Genomic DNA, 15088 nt, shown 5'->3' with positions numbered 1-15088 from the left:
CCCTGCCCTAAGCCGCATTACGCTGGCTCAGGGCAGGGGGATCGCAAAGTTTACTCTTTGTCTTTCTTCTCGTCGTCGACTTCCGAAAACTCGGCATCAACAACGTCCTCATCGGCTTCGTCAGCAGCGCTAGGCTCGTCGCCCGCAGGCGTTTCCGCAGCCTGAGCATCCTGCTCTTGCTTGTAGATCTGCTCGCCCATTTTCATGGCGGCCTGCGTCAGCTCTTGAGCCTTTGCGTTGATCTCTTCAGGATCGTCGCCTTCAAGCGCAGTCTTGGTCGCAGCGATTGCTTCCTCAACGGCAGTCTTGGTCTCGGCGTCGATCTTGTCGCCATTGTCCGCAATCTGCTTTTCAGTCGCGTGGACAAGGCTGTCCGCCTGGTTACGAGCTTCCGCACCTGCACGGCGCTTCTTGTCTTCTTCGGCAAACTTCTCAGCGTCCTGGACCATCTGGTCGATGTCGCTGTCGGAAAGACCGCCAGAGGCCTGGATCTTGATGGTCTGCTCTTTGCCCGTGCCTTTGTCTTTCGCCGCAACCGAGACAATGCCGTTTGCGTCAATGTCGAAGGTCACTTCGATCTGAGGCACACCGCGCGGTGCTGGCGGAATGCCGACGAGGTCGAAATTGCCGAGGATTTTATTGTCCGCGGCCATCTCACGCTCACCTTGGAAGACTTTAATCGTCACGGCGTTCTGATTGTCTTCGGCGGTTGAATAGGTTTGCGTCTTTTTCGTCGGGATCGTCGTGTTGCGGTCGATCATCCGGGTAAAGACACCGCCCAGCGTTTCAATGCCGAGTGACAACGGGGTCACGTCGAGAAGCAGAACGTCTTTAACGTCGCCCTGAAGAACGCCCGCTTGAATAGCGGCACCCATGGCGACAACTTCGTCCGGGTTCACGCCGGTGTGGGGCTTGGCTTCAAAGAACTTCTCAACCACTTCGCGAACGCGCGGCATACGGGTCATACCGCCGACAAGGATAACCTCGTCGATCTCGCTTTTGGATACGCCAGCGTCTTTGAGAGCTTTCTTACAAGGCTCCAGCGTGCGGTCGATCAGACCGCCGACGAGCTTTTCAAGGTCAGCGCGGCTGATGGTTTCAACAAGATGAAGCGGAGTAGATGCGCCGCCTTCCATGCGTGCGGTGATGAAGGGCAGGTTCACTTCGGTTGTAGCCGAGGATGAAAGCTCAATTTTGGCCTTTTCTGCCGCTTCCTTAAGACGCTGAAGCGCGAGCTTGTCGGCTTTCAGGTCCATGTTTTCTTTTTTCTGGAAGGCATCGGCCAGGTGTTCAACAATCGCATTGTCGAAATCTTCACCGCCAAGGAAGGTGTCGCCATTAGTCGATTTCACTTCGAAAACGCCGTCGCCAATCTCAAGGATCGAGACGTCAAACGTACCGCCGCCAAGGTCGTAAACAGCGATAGTTTTGCCGTCTTCCTTGTCCATGCCGTAAGCAAGGGCAGCAGCAGTCGGCTCGTTGATAATACGAAGGACTTCGAGGCCAGCGATTTCGCCTGCGTCTTTGGTCGCCTGACGCTGTGCATCGTTGAAGTAAGCTGGAACGGTCACAACCGCCTGCGTAACGGTTTCGCCAAGATAGCTCTCAGCGGTTTCCTTCATCTTTTGCAGAATAAAGGCAGAGATTTGTGATGGCGAATAGTCATCGCCATTCGCTTCCACCCAAGCATCGCCGTTTTTACCTTTGACGATGTCGTAAGGGACGATCTCCTTGTCCTTCTTGGTCAGCGGGTCGTCGAAACGGCGGCCGATAAGGCGCTTGATTGCGAAAAGAGTATTGTCGGGATTGGTGACTGCCTGGCGCTTGGCCGGCTGACCGATCAGACGCTCACCGTCTTTGGTGAAAGCCACAATCGAAGGCGTTGTGCGTGCACCTTCCGAATTTTCGATGACCTTTGGTTTGCCACCATCCATAACCGAGACACAGCTGTTGGTCGTGCCAAGGTCGATACCGATTACTTTACCCATATTATGTCGATCCTAGTACATTGTTGGACACCGCGCCTTTGTGCCTCCCTTAAGCGGCGAGACAGCTCGGCGGCTCGAATATGAGGCGGATATAGGTGCGGTTTTGCTTGGCACAAGGCACTGTGGCCCCTACTTTTTGCATCATCCACAAGCGAGGGCGATTTTCCTTGCCCCGCCATCCGCGCCTAAAATGGGAACCGAAATGAGAAATATCGCGATGAGCCTTGTAGCGGCAATCCTGCTCGGTGCGTGCCAGCCAGCAGCAAGCGGACCAGAGGCCTTGGACGAAAACGCTACTGACGCATTGGTTGAGGGCGTAAACATAGCAAACCCGCGCTTGGTTTTATCGCCTGTGTCGGGCAATCCTGCGGCGGTGTATTTCGATATTACCTACGCGGCAGATACGGCACTCACGCTGGAAAGTGTCTCGGTTGAGGGGGCGATGGATACGATGATCCACCGGACTCAGGCCGCCGAAAATGGCATGATCATGAACGAGGTCGAGGGCTTAGAGCTTATTCCAGGTGAGACCGCCGAGTTCGAGCCGGGCGGACTGCACGTCATGGCGATGGGTGTCCCTGCGGAGATTAAGGCGAGGGAAACGGTGCGAGTGACGCTTTCCATGTCTGATGGGACTAAAACGACGTTCCAAGCAGAAGTACGCAGCGCAGGAGACGAGCGCTGAGCATCACATCACCTTCAACTGAACGATCGGTGCAGGCAGATACTTTGGCCCTGCAATGCCCGGTTGGCGGTGAGCGGAGCATGACCATAGGCGAAATTACTATGGCCAAAACCATTTTTGGCGATGCAATTGACTACAGCAGTGTTCGGATCAAACGCCGCAAATGGTGGCCATTTCAACCGCGCCGCATAACCATGGCGCCCAATGGCCACATGTATTTCCACCCCAGCGGGCATGCCTATTGCGATGATTTTGCCGCTGCCGCGCTGCAGGTGCAGGCGTTCTTCATCCACGAACTGACGCACGTCTGGCAGACACAAACACGAGGGCGCTGGTATCTTATCCTCCACCGGCATCCCTTTTGCAGCTACACCTATTCGCTCAAACCCGGCGCGCCGCTGGCTGCCTATGGAATTGAGCAGCAAGCCGAGATTGTGAAACACGCATTTCTACTGCGGCGCGGGGCGCAGATACCGGGGGTTGGTGACAAGGCTGCGTATGACAGACTTGTCCAGTTCCCGGGAGCAACGAAGAGCTAACCGCCGCCAATCATCGTATCCAGCAATTCGGTGAAAGCTAGGGTGATTGGCTCCCCATATTCAACACTACGAGAGCATTCGTAGTATCTCGCGACGTCAAATCCTGCTCCCAAAGCAGCAAAGCCACCAGCCCAATAAATGCCAGTCCGATAAAGGCCCCAGACCCGCTCACAAATTGATCAATCCGGCTTTTTGGCGACGCCCACCATTGCAGGGCGCAGCAAGCGGTCTTTGATTACCCAGCCTGATTGCATCTCTTGAATTACTGTGCCCGCTTCGTGGTCGTTGGAGGGGATTTCCATCATTGCTTGATGCTGATTGGGGTCAAGCGGCATACCAACGGCGGCGACACGTTCAACCCCGTGCTGTTTGAACACTTTCTCAAGCTCGCGCTGGGTTGCCTCGAGGCCGACTACAAGACCTTTCATCTTTTCATCTTCGCGCAAAGAATCAGGGATGGCATCGACCGCGCGGCTGAGGTTGTCCCAAACACTCAGCACATCGCGCGCAAATCCGGTGGCTGAATAGTTGCGCGCATCCTGAATGTCCTTTTCAGCGCGGCGGCGCACATTTTGCGCTTCGGCCTTTGCGTAAAGGACGTCTTGTTTGGCGGCCTCTAAATCACCGCGCAGGCCGTCGAGCGCCTCAGCCATAGCATCTGCACTGTCATCTTGTGCCTCGCAGCCCCCATCTTCGAGAAATTCCTCGGGCACGCCTTTTAGTTCAGCTTCAGCCGCCGCATCGTCCTGCGGCTTATTTTCGTCGTTCATGTGTCTAATTTTCCTGCGGTTTACGCGATCAGTTTGCCCAATGATCCACCAAGCGATTTGCTTAGCGAACGGGCCGTTAAATCCACCATGGGGACCACGCGGGCGTAATTCAAGCGTGTGGGGCCAATCACCCCCAGAACGCCGACCACCCTGCCCTCCATATCGCGGTACGGTGAGGCGATCACAGAAGAGCCTGAAAGACCGAACAGTCGGTTCTCGCTGCCGATGAAAATGCGCGTCGCATCGGCCTCTCTTGCGCTTTCTAAAAGCGTCGCAACGGACTGTTTGTCTTCCAGATCATCGAGCAGCGATCGTACACGCTCGATATCGCTCATCGCTGTCTCGTCGATCAGATTTGAGGCACCCCGCACGATAAGGACAGGGCGTTCGTTCGCATCTTCGCTCCACACCGCAAGGCCGCGTTCAACCAGGTCCCGGCTCGCTGCATCAAGCTGGCTTTTTCCCGCCTTGATCTCTTTGCGCATTGCACCGGCAGCTTCGGCAAGCGTGCGCCCGCCAAGGTGCGCATTGATGTAATTGCTGGCCGCCTCAAGCGAGCCCGTTTGCGAAAGTCCGAACTCGACAACACGGTTTTCGACGCCTCCGTCGTCTCCCACCAGAACCGCAAGCGCCCGCCCTTTCCCCAGATCAACCAGGCTGAATTGAGAAAGGCGCTGTTCGCGGGTTGGCACCATCACCATGCCCGCTGCGCCCGACAATTCCGACAAAAGGGCGCTTGTCTGCTGCAATGCCTGCTCAACCGGTCCGCTTTCGGCGATGCGCGCCTCAATCTGAGCTTGTTCGTTGCGCGATGGTTCGGCCACGCGCATCATACCGTCGACAAAGATACGAAGTCCTGCGTCCGTGGGCATTCTGCCTGCACTGGTGTGGGGTGCAGCAAGAAAGCCTAACCCTTCAAGTTCCGCCAAAACGGACCGGATGGATGCAGGTGACAGATTGAGCGCCCCGTCAGCGGCCAAGGTTTTCGAGCCGACAGGTTGCCCGTTTTCGATATACTCTTCCACCACCCGCTGAAAAATATCGCGCGCTCGGCTTGTGAGTTCTGTGATGGATGGACCGCTCATGCTCTCATTCTTAGTGTTTGCGCTTGCAGCGGCAAGAGTTGGCTGTCACTTGGCTTTCAGAAAATCTAATTCGGAGTCCCATAATGCGCCCTTCAGGACGTAGCGCGGATGAAATGCGCGCTATCACTATCGAGACCGGTTTTACCAAACACGCAGAGGGCTCTTGCCTGATCAGCTTTGGCGATACACGCGTGCTGTGTACCGCGTCTGTTGAAGAACGCATTCCGCCTTGGCTCCGCGGAAAAAGTGAAGGCTGGGTGACGGGCGAGTATTCTATGCTTCCTCGCGCAACGCACACGCGCGGATCACGCGAAGCTGCTCGAGGTAAGCAATCTGGCCGTACACAGGAAATTCAGCGGCTTATAGGGCGTTCTTTACGCGCGGTCGTGGACCTTAAAAAGCTGGGCGAGCGTCAGATCACGCTCGACTGCGATGTTATCCAGGCCGACGGCGGCACTCGCACCGCCTCGATCTCTGGCGCATGGGTCGCTTTAAGGCTCGCGGTCAATTCGCTGATGGAAGCGGGCGCTATCAAAGAAGATCCCATCACCGCACAGGTCGCAGCGATCTCTTGCGGGATTTACAAAGGCACGCCGGTCCTCGATCTCGACTATCCAGAGGACAGCGATGCGGATGCCGATGCAAACTTCGTTTTGATCGACGGCGGGCAAATTGCAGAGGTTCAAGCGACCGCTGAGGGCGCAACTTACGACGAAGAAGGCCTTTTGCGCCTTTTGCGTCTCGCAAACATTGGCTGCGATGCGATCTTCAAGGCGCAATTGGAAGCGACAAAGTGCCACGCAAGCTAGGCGGCGGGTCGTTGGTTATTGCGACCCACAATGAAGGCAAGCTCAAGGAAATCTCGGCGCTGCTCGATCCTTATGGATTGAAGTGCATATCTGCCGGGTCCTTGGGACTGCCTGAGCCACCTGAAACTGGCAAGACCTTCGTGGAAAATGCGCTTATCAAGGCGCGCGCTGCTGCGGAGGCTTCCGGACTTGTTGCGCTTGCTGATGACAGCGGACTTGGCGTTGATGCTTTAGAAGGTCGCCCCGGCGTGTACACCGCCGATTGGGCTGAACGGCAATGGTTTGAAGGTGATCCGGGCCGTGATTGGTACATGGCGATGGGCAAGGTTGAAGGCATGCTTCAGCAGCTGGGCCGGGATACCGACCGGAGCGCTGCCTTCCACTGCGTTCTTGCAATCGCTTGGCCGGACAGCGAGCATGCCGTATTCGAAGGGCGATGCAAAGGCGCGCTCACTTGGCCCCCGCGAGGGCAAATGGGCTTTGGCTATGATCCGGTGTTTGTGCCGTCTGCCCTCAGCGGTGCACAGACATTTGCTGAAATCGAGCCATCCGAGAAGCACAGAATAAGCCATAGGGCCGATGCTTTTGCAAAACTTGTCGCGGATCAGTTCGGGGGCTAGCGCTTCGCAACCTGACGCTGCGGCGCGATCATTTGCCCTAGAACATTGCCGCCGGGATAATAACGGCACACAAGCACATCATTGTGCGCATTGCTGGATTTGGCGCAGCCAACCTCGCGGGTCTCACCCCATACAATTTGGGTGTAGTGTCCGACGTCTGACCACCGGCCAGTGGCGGAGACCTGCGGAAACCGGCCAGCCCGGAAATACCGCTGTTCATCGACAAAAAACTGGATCATGCCGCGCGCGGTAAAATATCCGCTTGTTCCCATCCAAAGGTTCTCACCCGTACGCCCGCGCGTATCTTGCGGCGAATGGCGCATGGTGTTCTCACGAGCAAGCCGGTCAGCCCAACGGCGGGCACCGCGTTCAAGCTCTTTCGACCAACGAAGCGGCGCCGTACCAAAGGATCTCGCGCGCATCGTTATGAGCGTCAAGCCAATCAGATTGCTCGCGTGAAAGACCATCTTTGGCCTCCGCGACAGAGGCGCCAAAGCTTAAAACTATAGCTCCCAATGCGGACAGAATTGTAGCAGGCGTCTTCATGCCCTAGGTAATGCGCACGCAATCCTTAACGAAAGACTGAAAGCTCAAACTTGGCCCGCGCACTTTACATCCATTGGCCATTTTGCGCCAAAAAGTGTCCTTATTGCGACTTCAACAGTCACATCCGAGCGAGGGTGGATCATGAGGTTTGGGCAAAGGCGTTGCTGACGGATATGCGCGCCGAGGCCAAAGCGGCGCGCAGCGGTCCTTTGACGTCAATCTTCTTTGGCGGAGGAACCCCTTCACTGATGCCGCCCAAAGTGGTCGGGCAATTGCTCGTTGAGGCAGAGGCGCTTTGGGGCTTTGATGCATCGATCGAAATCACGTTAGAGGCCAACCCCTCCTCGGTCGAAGCCGCCAACTTCGCAGGTTTGGCGAACGCAGGCGTCAACCGGATCTCGCTCGGGGTTCAATCACTCGACAATGAAGAGCTTTTGTGGCTCGGGCGGCTGCACGGCGCTGAAGAGGCATTGGCGGCCCTGAATGTGGCGCAGGAGCACTTTGGGCGTGTGACCTTCGATTTGATCTACGCCCTGCCCGATCAAACACCTCGGGCGTGGGAGGCGCGATTAACCCGCGCGCTGAGCCTGGGGACTTCGCATCTCTCGCTCTATCAACTTACCATTGAGCCCGGAACACGTTTTGCAACAGATGTGCGCCGCGGAGTATTTGAGCCACTGAATGACGATGCTGCCGCCGAACTTTTTGATATTACGCAGGAGATGACTGCTGCCAAAGGCGTGCCCGCCTACGAGATCAGCAACCACGCAAAGCCGGGCGAGGAGAGCCGACACAACCTCACCTATTGGCGGTATCAGGATTACGCCGGAATCGGCCCGGGCGCGCATGGCAGACGAGATGGGTTCGCGACGACGCGGCACAAGAAACCAGAAAATTATCTGCGCGCCATCCTGGAAAAGGGGCACGGGATCAATGTGCAACAGAGCCTGAGGACGTCAGAGCAAGCAGCAGAGGCGCTTTTGATGGGCCTTCGCTTAGTCGAAGGGATTGATCTTGGCGTTATTGCAAAGCGCTTCGGTTTGCCGCCCACCTCGTTGGTCAAAACCGATAAGCTTGAACAGATGGTGTCCCTTGATTTTTTCTGGAGAGACGGCACGCGAGCCGGGGTCACAGCAAAAGGATTGCCCCTTCTCGATGCGCTTCTGGGCGAGGTAGTTTCTGAAGACTTGGTGCTAGCGTGAAGGCGCCTCAGATTATCGCTGCTTGGCGCGCGCATCTCACCGATGCCAAGCGGCGCTCGCCGCATACTGTCAGAGCATATGTCGCAGCGGCTCAGCGTTTGGTGCATGCCAAGGGCGCAAACTCATGGACCGATATTGCCGAGGTGGAAGCGGCAGACCTCAGGTCTCATTTGGCGGCAAGACGTTCAGAGGGACTTGCCAATACCAGCGCTGCACGCGAACTGTCAGCGCTCAAATCATTTATCGCCTTTGCTAGAGCACAAAGCGGCGACCCAGATCCGGCCGCTCCACGGCTGCGAGGACCTCGGCTTAAAAAGGGGCTGCCCCGCCCTGTGACGCCTGATGATGCAGTCAACATCGCTGACCTGATCGACGGGACAGCGGCAGAGGACTGGATCGGTGCGCGCGACCGTGCGGTCTTGCTGCTCATGTACGGCTCCGGCCTGCGAATAGCCGAGGCGCTGTCCCTGCAAGGCCGCGATGTGCCAATGGGTGAGACGCTTATGGTAATGGGCAAAGGTGGTAAGCAAAGGGTCGTGCCTATCCTGCCGATCACGGCAGAAGCTGTGGCAGAATATGCAGGCCAATGCCCTTATCCAATGGACGCGGACGAGGCGCTTTTTAAAGGCGCAAAAGGCGGGCCGCTCTCCCCTGGCATGGTGCAAAAGGCGATGGCCAAAGCGCGGCGGGCATTGGGTTTACCGGATACGGCAACACCCCACGCCTTGCGGCACAGCTTTGCGACACATTTGCTGAGTGCGGGTGCGGATTTGCGGTCTTTGCAGGAGCTTTTGGGGCATGCATCTCTGGGCTCAACGCAGATTTATACGAAGGTCGATGCTGCGAGTTTGCTGGAGACGTACCGAGGCGCACATCCAAGAGCGCGCAAATCGCGGGTAAGCGATTAGTTCAACCGCGCCTCAATCGCGTCCCAGATCATCCCGGCCAGATCCGTCCCGTCAAACTCGGAAATCGCCACGATCCCCGTGGGCGAGGTCACGTTGATCTCGGTGAGCCATTTGCCGCCTATCACATCAATCCCCACAAAGGTCAGTCCCAAGCGTTTGAGCTCTGGCCCCATCGCGTCGCAGATTTCAAGTTCGCGCTCGGTCAGGTCGGACTTCTCAGCACTGCCGCCCATGGCAAGGTTTGAGCGAAACTCGCCCTCGCCCGGAATGCGGTTGATCGCGCCTGCCACCTCGCCGTCGATCAAGACGATGCGTTTGTCGCCTTCTGCCACTTCGGGAAGGAACGGCTGCACCATATGGGGCTCAGGCCATGTTTGGTTGAAGACTTCGAAAAGCGCGGTTAGATTGTCGCCATCAGCCGGGATACGAAAAATCGCCTTTCCGCCATTGCCGTGGATTGGTTTCACCACCACCGCGCCGTGTTCTGCCATGAACCGGCGGACTTCATCCACCGAGCGGGTTATCAATGTCGGGGGCATAAACTGGCGGTAGTCGAGGACCATGACCTTTTCAGGCGCATTGCGAACACTCACCGGATCATTCACCACCAGCGTCTCGTCTTTAATCCGCTCCAGCAGGTGCGTTGCGGTGATGTAGCCCATATCAAACGGCGGGTCCTGCCGCATCAGGACCACGTCAATATCGCGCCCTAGATCAAGCCTTTGCGCCTCCCCTTTCTCAAAGTGATCACCCTGCACCGGTTTCACTGTCACTCGGGAGCAATCAGCGTAAAGCCGATCATTGGCATCAAGCGACAGGCTTTCAACGTGGTATTCAAACACCTCATACCCGCGCGCCTGAGCTGCGAGCATCAACGCAAACGAGCTGTCGCCTTTGATATTGATGTTTTCAATAGGGTCCATTTGAACCGCAATCTTCAATGTCATGTGCAAATTTCCTAAGGCATCCAAGCGTTTTCGATGTGAGCCGGGCGGCTACCCGGCGCAAGAAGGATAACATCAACCCTGATGTCCTCGCCGTTCTGAGCATATTCGTGTGCGACAACTTCTACAGCCGCTGCTACCCGTGCCAATCGGTGTTCGTCTATTGCCGTGGCAAGATCAGCTTTGCGCGCGCGCCATTTCACCTCAGCGAAAACGACAAGTCCGGTTTTGCGGGCAATAAGGTCAATCTCACCAAGTTTGGTCTTGCGCCGCTCAGCCAAGATTTCGAACCCTTTCTGCATAAGGAATTGAGCGGCCTGCGCCTCGGCCTCGCGCCCTTTTCGATCCGCTGTAATCCGCTTTTCGCTCATCGCTGTTTCAATTCGACGGCGCGCGCAAAAAGCTCTTGTCGATCAAGCCCGGTGGCTTTGGCAACTTTGGCAGCTGCTTTACTCGCGCTCATTTCAGAAAGTGCCGACTGCAACAGAGCATCTGCGTCTATCTCGCTGGCGTCATCCGCAGGTGGTCCCACAAGCAACACAATCTCGCCCCTGGGCGGGTGTTTGTCGAAGTGTCCGATAAGCTCCTTGGCCAATCCCCGTCGGCATTCTTCGTGAAGCTTTGTCAGTTCGCGCGCTACGGCGATCTCGCGCTTGGGCCAAGCCTGCGCCATCGCGGTCAAGCTGCGCACCAAGCGCGGGCCGGTCTCATAAAAGATCAAAGTGGTCTCAACCGAGCCAAGCTCTTCAAGCAAATCTGCGCGCGCCTTTTCCTTGACCGGCAGAAAACCTGCAAACAAAAAGCGATCGTTAGGAAGTCCGGACAAAGTAAGCCCTGCAACAGCCGCGCATGCCCCAGGGATCGTCGTAACATCAACGCCTGCATCCCTCGCATCACGCACCAGCCGATACCCCGGGTCTGAGATCAGCGGTGTTCCAGCATCACTCACCAAAGCAACCGCTTCGCTACACGCTCTTGCTACCAACTTCTCGCGCGTCGCCGCAGATGCATGGTCGTCATAACGCTGCATCCGGCTCGGAATGTCATAGGCCTTAAGCAGTTTGCCCGTTACTCGTGTGTCTTCACAGGCAATTACGCTCACCCGGCGCAATACGTCGAGCGCACGGATCGTTACATCGCCAAGATTGCCAATCGGCGTTGCGACGATATAGAACCCCGGATCAAGAGGTTTGGGTTCACATGATTCAGATGGCGGCGTGTTCACAATAGCCACCTTTGGAGAAAGCTTAGAGGGTCTTCAAGAATGAAGCGGATGGTTAAGTCGGTTTTCGGCAAGGATAAAGTGCGTTTAGCGCTTGGTGTTGTGGCGAAGTTGCTATCTGGCGCGTTTCATCGCCGCAATTTGGCAATTGCAGGTTCGGCAGCCCTGCTTGCCGGGTGTCAGGTCGTCCCGCGCACTGATACGGTGCGCACGGCCCCTCCCCCAGCGCCGACCCCGCAGCCCAGCGCTACTCAGCTTCCCAGTGATACAACGCGTCACCGTGTGGCATTGCTTGTTCCGATGGGCGGCACGGCTGCAGATGTTGGCCAAGCGCTTGCCAATGCGACGACCATGGCACTGCTTGATACCAATGCTGAAAATATTCGGATTACAACTTACGACACCTCAAGAGGGGCAGGCGGCGCTGCTCGGAAAGCGATTGCCGATGGTAACAAGCTCATCCTTGGCCCGCTTTTGGCGGACAATGTACCTGCCGTTCAAGCTGCAGCACGTCCTGCCAGGGTCCCATCTATCGCATTCTCAAACGATGCAGGCGTTGCCAGCAGCGATGTTTTCGTCATGGGTCATGTGCCTGAACAATCCATCACGCGCTCTGTGCGCTATGCCCGTGCAAATGGATCAACGAGCTTTGCTGCAATCCTTCCTGAGGGGGACTACGGCCAAAAAGCATACAGCGCCCTGCAAAACTCTTTGCGCGACTATGGCGGCAATCTGGTTGGGTTTGAACGCTACGCCCGAGGCAACACGTCGATTGTCGGCGCTGCACAACGCCTGCGTCAACGCGGGGGCTATGACACGGTTCTCATCGCTGAAAGCGCAAGGCTCGCGCTTCAGGCTGCGGGCCAATTGCGCAGCCAAGGCGCAGAAAACACGCGCCTTTTGGGAACCGAATTGTGGAGCGGCGAAAGCTCAATCACGCGCTCAAAAGCGGTTGAAGGCGCTATATTCTCGGCGGTTTCGGATGGACGCTTCCGCCGGTTCTCAGACAGTTATGAGACACGGTTTGGCACAAAACCGTTCCGCATCTCAACGCTTGGCTATGATGCGGTCCTTTTGACCTTGCGTATCGCCCGCGATTGGCGCGTCGGCGACAATTTTCCAAAGTCCCGCCTCTATGACAGCGGCGGCTTTCTTGGGGTTGATGGAGCTTTCCGCTTTATGCGCAATGGCGTTGCGGAGCGGGCGCTTGAAGTGCGTCAGGTTAAAGGAAATCAGGTCGTCGCGGTCGAGGCAGCGCCGCGCAGCTTCGCTCAGTAAACGCTCCGGACCAGCAAGCAGAACTTCGATAATTTCCGGCGATATCGGCGCAAAACGCGCGTGCTGCTCCTTGTGAGAGCGGCGTGTGCGCGCCTATACCCCGCACTATGTCCGATGATCTGTTTGAAAACGCGCCTGCATCTGGCGGTGACTATGATTCCTCCTCAATTGAGGTCCTCGAAGGGTTGGAGCCCGTTCGCCGCCGCCCTGGCATGTATATCGGCGGCACAGATGACCGCGCGCTTCATCACCTCGCGGCCGAGGTGCTCGATAACTCCATGGATGAAGCCGTTGCAGGTTATGCGAACCGCATCGAAGTCCGGCTCGAAGAAGGCAATCGCCTGAGTATTTCGGACAATGGGCGGGGCATTCCGGTGGATGAGCACCCCAAGTTCCCAGGCAAATCTACGCTTGAGGTAATCTTGTCCACCCTTCACTCTGGCGGCAAATTTTCTGGAAAAGCATACGCCACTAGCGGCGGCCTGCACGGTGTTGGGATTAGCGTCGTGAACGCCCTTTCTTCTGATACGAGGGTCGAGGTCGCGCGCGACAAGCAGCTTTACGCGCAGAAGTTTTCAAAGGGGCAGACCCTTGGGCCTATCGAGGTTGTGGGCGCAGCTCCCAATCGCAGGGGCACAACAGTTGTCTTCACGCCCGACACCGAAATCTTCGGTCAGCGCGATTTTAAACCCCGCCGCCTGTTCAAACTCGCCCGGTCTAAAGCGTATCTGTTCGCGGGCGTTGAGATCCGCTGGAAATGCGCTGAGAGCTTGGCGTCTGAAGATGTGCCCGCCGAGGCCGTATTCAAATTCCCAGGCGGCCTTGCCGATCACTTAGCAGAGCAAGTGGGAGCGCGCGAATGCGTGACCGCCCAGCCCTTCACAGGGAGCCAGGAATTTCCCGAGGTAGACGGTGCACAGCAGGGCCGCGTCGAGTGGGCGATAGCATGGCCGCTGTATTCTGATGGTTCGACAAGCTGGTATTGTAACACGGTGCCAACACCCGATGGCGGAACCCATGAACAAGGCCTGCGCGGCGCTTTGACAAAGGGCCTGCGCGCTTTTGGAGAGCTTACAGGGGTCAAGAAGGCCAAAGACATCACCGCTGATGACGTCATGACCGGATCTGAAATGATGCTCAGCGTCTTTATCAGAGACCCCCAGTTTCAGTCACAAACTAAGGACAGGCTCACCTCGCCAGAAGCGGTGCGCCTTGTCGAAAATGCTGTACGCGATCAGTTCGACCTTTTCCTTACTGACAATATGGACCGCGGCAAGGCGCTCCTTGGTGAGGTAATGGAGCGCATGGATGAGCGTTTGAAGCGTAAGCAAGAGCGCGAAATCAAGCGCAAAACCGCGACAAATGCGAAGAAACTGCGCCTTCCCGGCAAGCTGACCGATTGCTCTGGTGAAGGCGAGCGCGAAACAGAACTGTTCATTGTTGAAGGCGATTCTGCCGGCGGTTCGGCCAAACAAGCGCGCGACCGCAAAACGCAGGCCATTCTGCCGATCAGAGGCAAGATCCTCAATGTTGCGAGCGCAACGGCTGACAAAATACGCGCAAATTCTGAGATCGCTGACCTGAGCCTAGCGATGGGATGCGGGACGCGCAAAGACTGCGATCCGGAAAACCTTCGCTATGACCGCATCATTATCATGACCGATGCGGACGTCGACGGGGCTCACATTGCGACGCTGCTTATGACCTTCTTCTTTCAAGAAATGCCGGACATTGTCCGCAAAGGGCACCTCTTCCTGGCCCAGCCCCCGCTCTACCGTCTCACCGCAGGTAAAGAGAGCCGCTATGCCCGCGATGATGCCCACCGCGCAGAACTCGAGGCGACTGTGTTTAAAGGCAAAAAAGTTGAGGTTGGGCGGTTTAAGGGTCTTGGTGAAATGAACCCTCAGCAATTGCGCGAAACCACAATGAACCCGGAGACGCGAAGCTTAGTCAGGATCACCCTTCCCCAAGAGTTTGAACAGCGCGCCGTGGTCAAGGAACTCGTCGACCAACTGATGGGCCGCAATCCAGAGCACCGCTTCAACTTTATCCAAAACCGAGCGGGTGAAATGGACCGGGATATGATTGATGCCTGATCGCGGCGATAAACCTGAATACCCTGACCCGCGCGAGGAAGATATTTATGCCGGTGATCGGCGTGTCTCTCGGCCTGATAGCGCGCTTCCTGATTGGCATATTCCCGACGCCAAATATCGGCCCATCCCCATCGCATGGTTCGCGGCGGCTTTTCTCGTTCAGATGGTGGTCCTGTTCGTCATCTTTATCGGCCTCGCCTCGCAATCAGCCTACCTTACGATAGCGCTTTGCAGTCTCGCGACTGGCGCGATTGGCATGTGGACGTGGGAGCGGGGGATGAAGGCGGCAAGCACAGCATGGAAGGCCGCGACCTTTGTGGTATTGGTAAGCCAGCTGGCATTCGTGTGCCTCGGCGCTGCGGCCAGCCTGTAATCTCGCCAAGAGCCTTAGACAGA

At 56.8% G+C, this 15088-nt stretch carries 16 protein-coding genes; 9 read left to right on the top strand and 7 right to left on the bottom strand.

What is annotated here, in order from left to right:
- Nucleotides 1–50: 50 nt before the first annotated feature.
- Nucleotides 51–1988 (bottom strand): molecular chaperone DnaK, encoded by a 1938-nt coding sequence (dnaK, locus tag AC0V60_RS05705; RefSeq protein ID WP_486177541.1) that lies wholly within the window; start codon nucleotides 1986–1988, stop codon nucleotides 51–53.
- A gap of 202 nt (nucleotides 1989–2190) precedes the next feature.
- Between dnaK and AC0V60_RS05700 the strand changes: the two genes are divergently transcribed.
- Both AC0V60_RS05700 and AC0V60_RS05695 read left to right on the top strand, forming a co-directional pair.
- Nucleotides 2191–2673, top strand: a complete 483-nt coding sequence (locus AC0V60_RS05700; RefSeq protein ID WP_486177540.1) for a copper chaperone PCu(A)C — start codon at nucleotides 2191–2193, stop codon at nucleotides 2671–2673.
- 101 nt (nucleotides 2674–2774) lie between these two features.
- Entirely contained in the window at nucleotides 2775–3212 is a 438-nt protein-coding gene (locus AC0V60_RS05695) for a vgr related protein (RefSeq protein ID WP_486177539.1), read from the top strand.
- Between the two features lie 179 nt (nucleotides 3213–3391).
- On the opposite strand, the gene grpE is transcribed toward AC0V60_RS05695, so the two are convergent.
- Nucleotides 3392–3982, bottom strand: coding sequence for a nucleotide exchange factor GrpE (gene grpE, locus AC0V60_RS05690; protein WP_486177538.1), 591 nt, complete (start codon nucleotides 3980–3982; stop codon nucleotides 3392–3394).
- 20 nt (nucleotides 3983–4002) lie between these two features.
- Complete coding sequence (hrcA, locus tag AC0V60_RS05685; RefSeq protein WP_486177537.1) at nucleotides 4003–5067, bottom strand: heat-inducible transcriptional repressor HrcA; 1065 nt, start codon at nucleotides 5065–5067, stop codon at nucleotides 4003–4005.
- 83 nt (nucleotides 5068–5150) lie between these two features.
- On the opposite strand from hrcA, the gene rph reads away from it, so the two are divergent.
- A complete protein-coding gene (gene rph, locus AC0V60_RS05680) occupies nucleotides 5151–5876 on the top strand; it encodes a ribonuclease PH (protein WP_486177536.1) in 726 nt (241 codons plus the stop codon).
- The gene (rdgB, locus tag AC0V60_RS05675; protein WP_486177535.1) at nucleotides 5861–6496 is read left to right on the top strand and encodes an RdgB/HAM1 family non-canonical purine NTP pyrophosphatase; all 636 of its coding nucleotides are present in this window, start codon (nucleotides 5861–5863) and stop codon (nucleotides 6494–6496) included. Before rph ends, rdgB begins: the two co-directional genes overlap by 16 nt.
- Here the strand turns inward: rdgB and AC0V60_RS05670 are convergent.
- Nucleotides 6493–6918 carry a CAP domain-containing protein gene (locus tag AC0V60_RS05670; protein WP_486177534.1) on the bottom strand — a complete coding sequence of 142 codons (426 nt, stop codon included), beginning with the start codon at nucleotides 6916–6918 and terminating at the stop codon, nucleotides 6493–6495. The genes rdgB and AC0V60_RS05670 overlap by 4 nt on opposite strands.
- Nucleotides 6919–7092: 174 nt before the next feature.
- Between AC0V60_RS05670 and hemW the strand changes: the two genes are divergently transcribed.
- Both hemW and AC0V60_RS05660 read left to right on the top strand, forming a co-directional pair.
- On the top strand, nucleotides 7093–8244 hold the full coding sequence (hemW, locus tag AC0V60_RS05665) for a radical SAM family heme chaperone HemW (protein WP_486177533.1): 1152 nt from the start codon (nucleotides 7093–7095) through the stop codon (nucleotides 8242–8244).
- A complete protein-coding gene (locus AC0V60_RS05660) occupies nucleotides 8241–9152 on the top strand; it encodes a tyrosine recombinase XerC (RefSeq protein ID WP_486177532.1) in 912 nt (303 codons plus the stop codon). The genes hemW and AC0V60_RS05660 overlap by 4 nt, the downstream gene beginning before the upstream one ends.
- Here AC0V60_RS05660 and gshB read toward each other — a convergent pair.
- From gshB to rsmI, 3 genes are read right to left on the bottom strand one after another with little or no spacing between them, the layout of a single operon-like run.
- The gene (gshB, locus tag AC0V60_RS05655) at nucleotides 9149–10099 is read right to left on the bottom strand and encodes a glutathione synthase (RefSeq protein WP_486177531.1); all 951 of its coding nucleotides are present in this window, start codon (nucleotides 10097–10099) and stop codon (nucleotides 9149–9151) included. The genes AC0V60_RS05660 and gshB overlap by 4 nt on opposite strands.
- Nucleotides 10100–10110: 11 nt before the next feature.
- Nucleotides 10111–10467, bottom strand: a complete 357-nt coding sequence (locus AC0V60_RS05650) for a YraN family protein (protein WP_486177530.1) — start codon at nucleotides 10465–10467, stop codon at nucleotides 10111–10113.
- The gene (gene rsmI / locus AC0V60_RS05645) at nucleotides 10464–11321 is read right to left on the bottom strand and encodes a 16S rRNA (cytidine(1402)-2'-O)-methyltransferase (protein WP_486177529.1); all 858 of its coding nucleotides are present in this window, start codon (nucleotides 11319–11321) and stop codon (nucleotides 10464–10466) included. Before rsmI ends, AC0V60_RS05650 begins: the two co-directional genes overlap by 4 nt.
- A gap of 39 nt (nucleotides 11322–11360) precedes the next feature.
- On the opposite strand from rsmI, the gene AC0V60_RS05640 reads away from it, so the two are divergent.
- The 3 genes from AC0V60_RS05640 (at nucleotide 11361) to AC0V60_RS05630 (ending at nucleotide 15065) form a co-directional block, all read left to right on the top strand.
- The gene (locus AC0V60_RS05640; RefSeq protein WP_486177528.1) at nucleotides 11361–12596 is read left to right on the top strand and encodes a penicillin-binding protein activator; all 1236 of its coding nucleotides are present in this window, start codon (nucleotides 11361–11363) and stop codon (nucleotides 12594–12596) included.
- 107 nt (nucleotides 12597–12703) lie between these two features.
- Nucleotides 12704–14692, top strand: coding sequence for a DNA topoisomerase IV subunit B (gene parE, locus AC0V60_RS05635; RefSeq protein ID WP_486179449.1), 1989 nt, complete (start codon nucleotides 12704–12706; stop codon nucleotides 14690–14692).
- A complete protein-coding gene (locus AC0V60_RS05630; RefSeq protein ID WP_486177527.1) occupies nucleotides 14685–15065 on the top strand; it encodes a hypothetical protein in 381 nt (126 codons plus the stop codon). The genes parE and AC0V60_RS05630 overlap by 8 nt, the downstream gene beginning before the upstream one ends.
- Nucleotides 15066–15088 lie beyond the last annotated feature (23 nt).

This window comes from Erythrobacter sp. S259 (genome assembly GCF_057364965.1).
This window is presented reverse-complemented; position numbering and strand designations above follow the sequence as displayed.

What these genes read in the sequence shown, in the direction of transcription:
- dnaK (WP_486177541.1), bottom strand. Translation starts at nt 1,988, where the DNA reads ATGGGTAAAGTAATCGGTATCGACCTTGGCACGACCAACAGCTGTGTC.
- AC0V60_RS05700 (WP_486177540.1), top strand. Translation starts at nt 2,191, where the DNA reads ATGAGAAATATCGCGATGAGCCTTGTAGCGGCAATCCTGCTCGGTGCG.
- AC0V60_RS05695 (WP_486177539.1), top strand. Translation starts at nt 2,775, where the DNA reads ATGGCCAAAACCATTTTTGGCGATGCAATTGACTACAGCAGTGTTCGG.
- grpE (WP_486177538.1), bottom strand. Translation starts at nt 3,982, where the DNA reads ATGAACGACGAAAATAAGCCGCAGGACGATGCGGCGGCTGAAGCTGAA.
- hrcA (WP_486177537.1), bottom strand. Translation starts at nt 5,067, where the DNA reads ATGAGCGGTCCATCCATCACAGAACTCACAAGCCGAGCGCGCGATATT.
- rph (WP_486177536.1), top strand. Translation starts at nt 5,151, where the DNA reads ATGCGCCCTTCAGGACGTAGCGCGGATGAAATGCGCGCTATCACTATC.
- AC0V60_RS05670 (WP_486177534.1), bottom strand. Translation starts at nt 6,918, where the DNA reads ATGCGCGCGAGATCCTTTGGTACGGCGCCGCTTCGTTGGTCGAAAGAG.
- gshB (WP_486177531.1), bottom strand. Translation starts at nt 10,099, where the DNA reads ATGACATTGAAGATTGCGGTTCAAATGGACCCTATTGAAAACATCAAT.
- AC0V60_RS05650 (WP_486177530.1), bottom strand. Translation starts at nt 10,467, where the DNA reads ATGAGCGAAAAGCGGATTACAGCGGATCGAAAAGGGCGCGAGGCCGAG.
- AC0V60_RS05640 (WP_486177528.1), top strand. Translation starts at nt 11,361, where the DNA reads ATGAAGCGGATGGTTAAGTCGGTTTTCGGCAAGGATAAAGTGCGTTTA.
- parE (WP_486179449.1), top strand. Translation starts at nt 12,704, where the DNA reads ATGTCCGATGATCTGTTTGAAAACGCGCCTGCATCTGGCGGTGACTAT.
- AC0V60_RS05630 (WP_486177527.1), top strand. Translation starts at nt 14,685, where the DNA reads ATGCCTGATCGCGGCGATAAACCTGAATACCCTGACCCGCGCGAGGAA.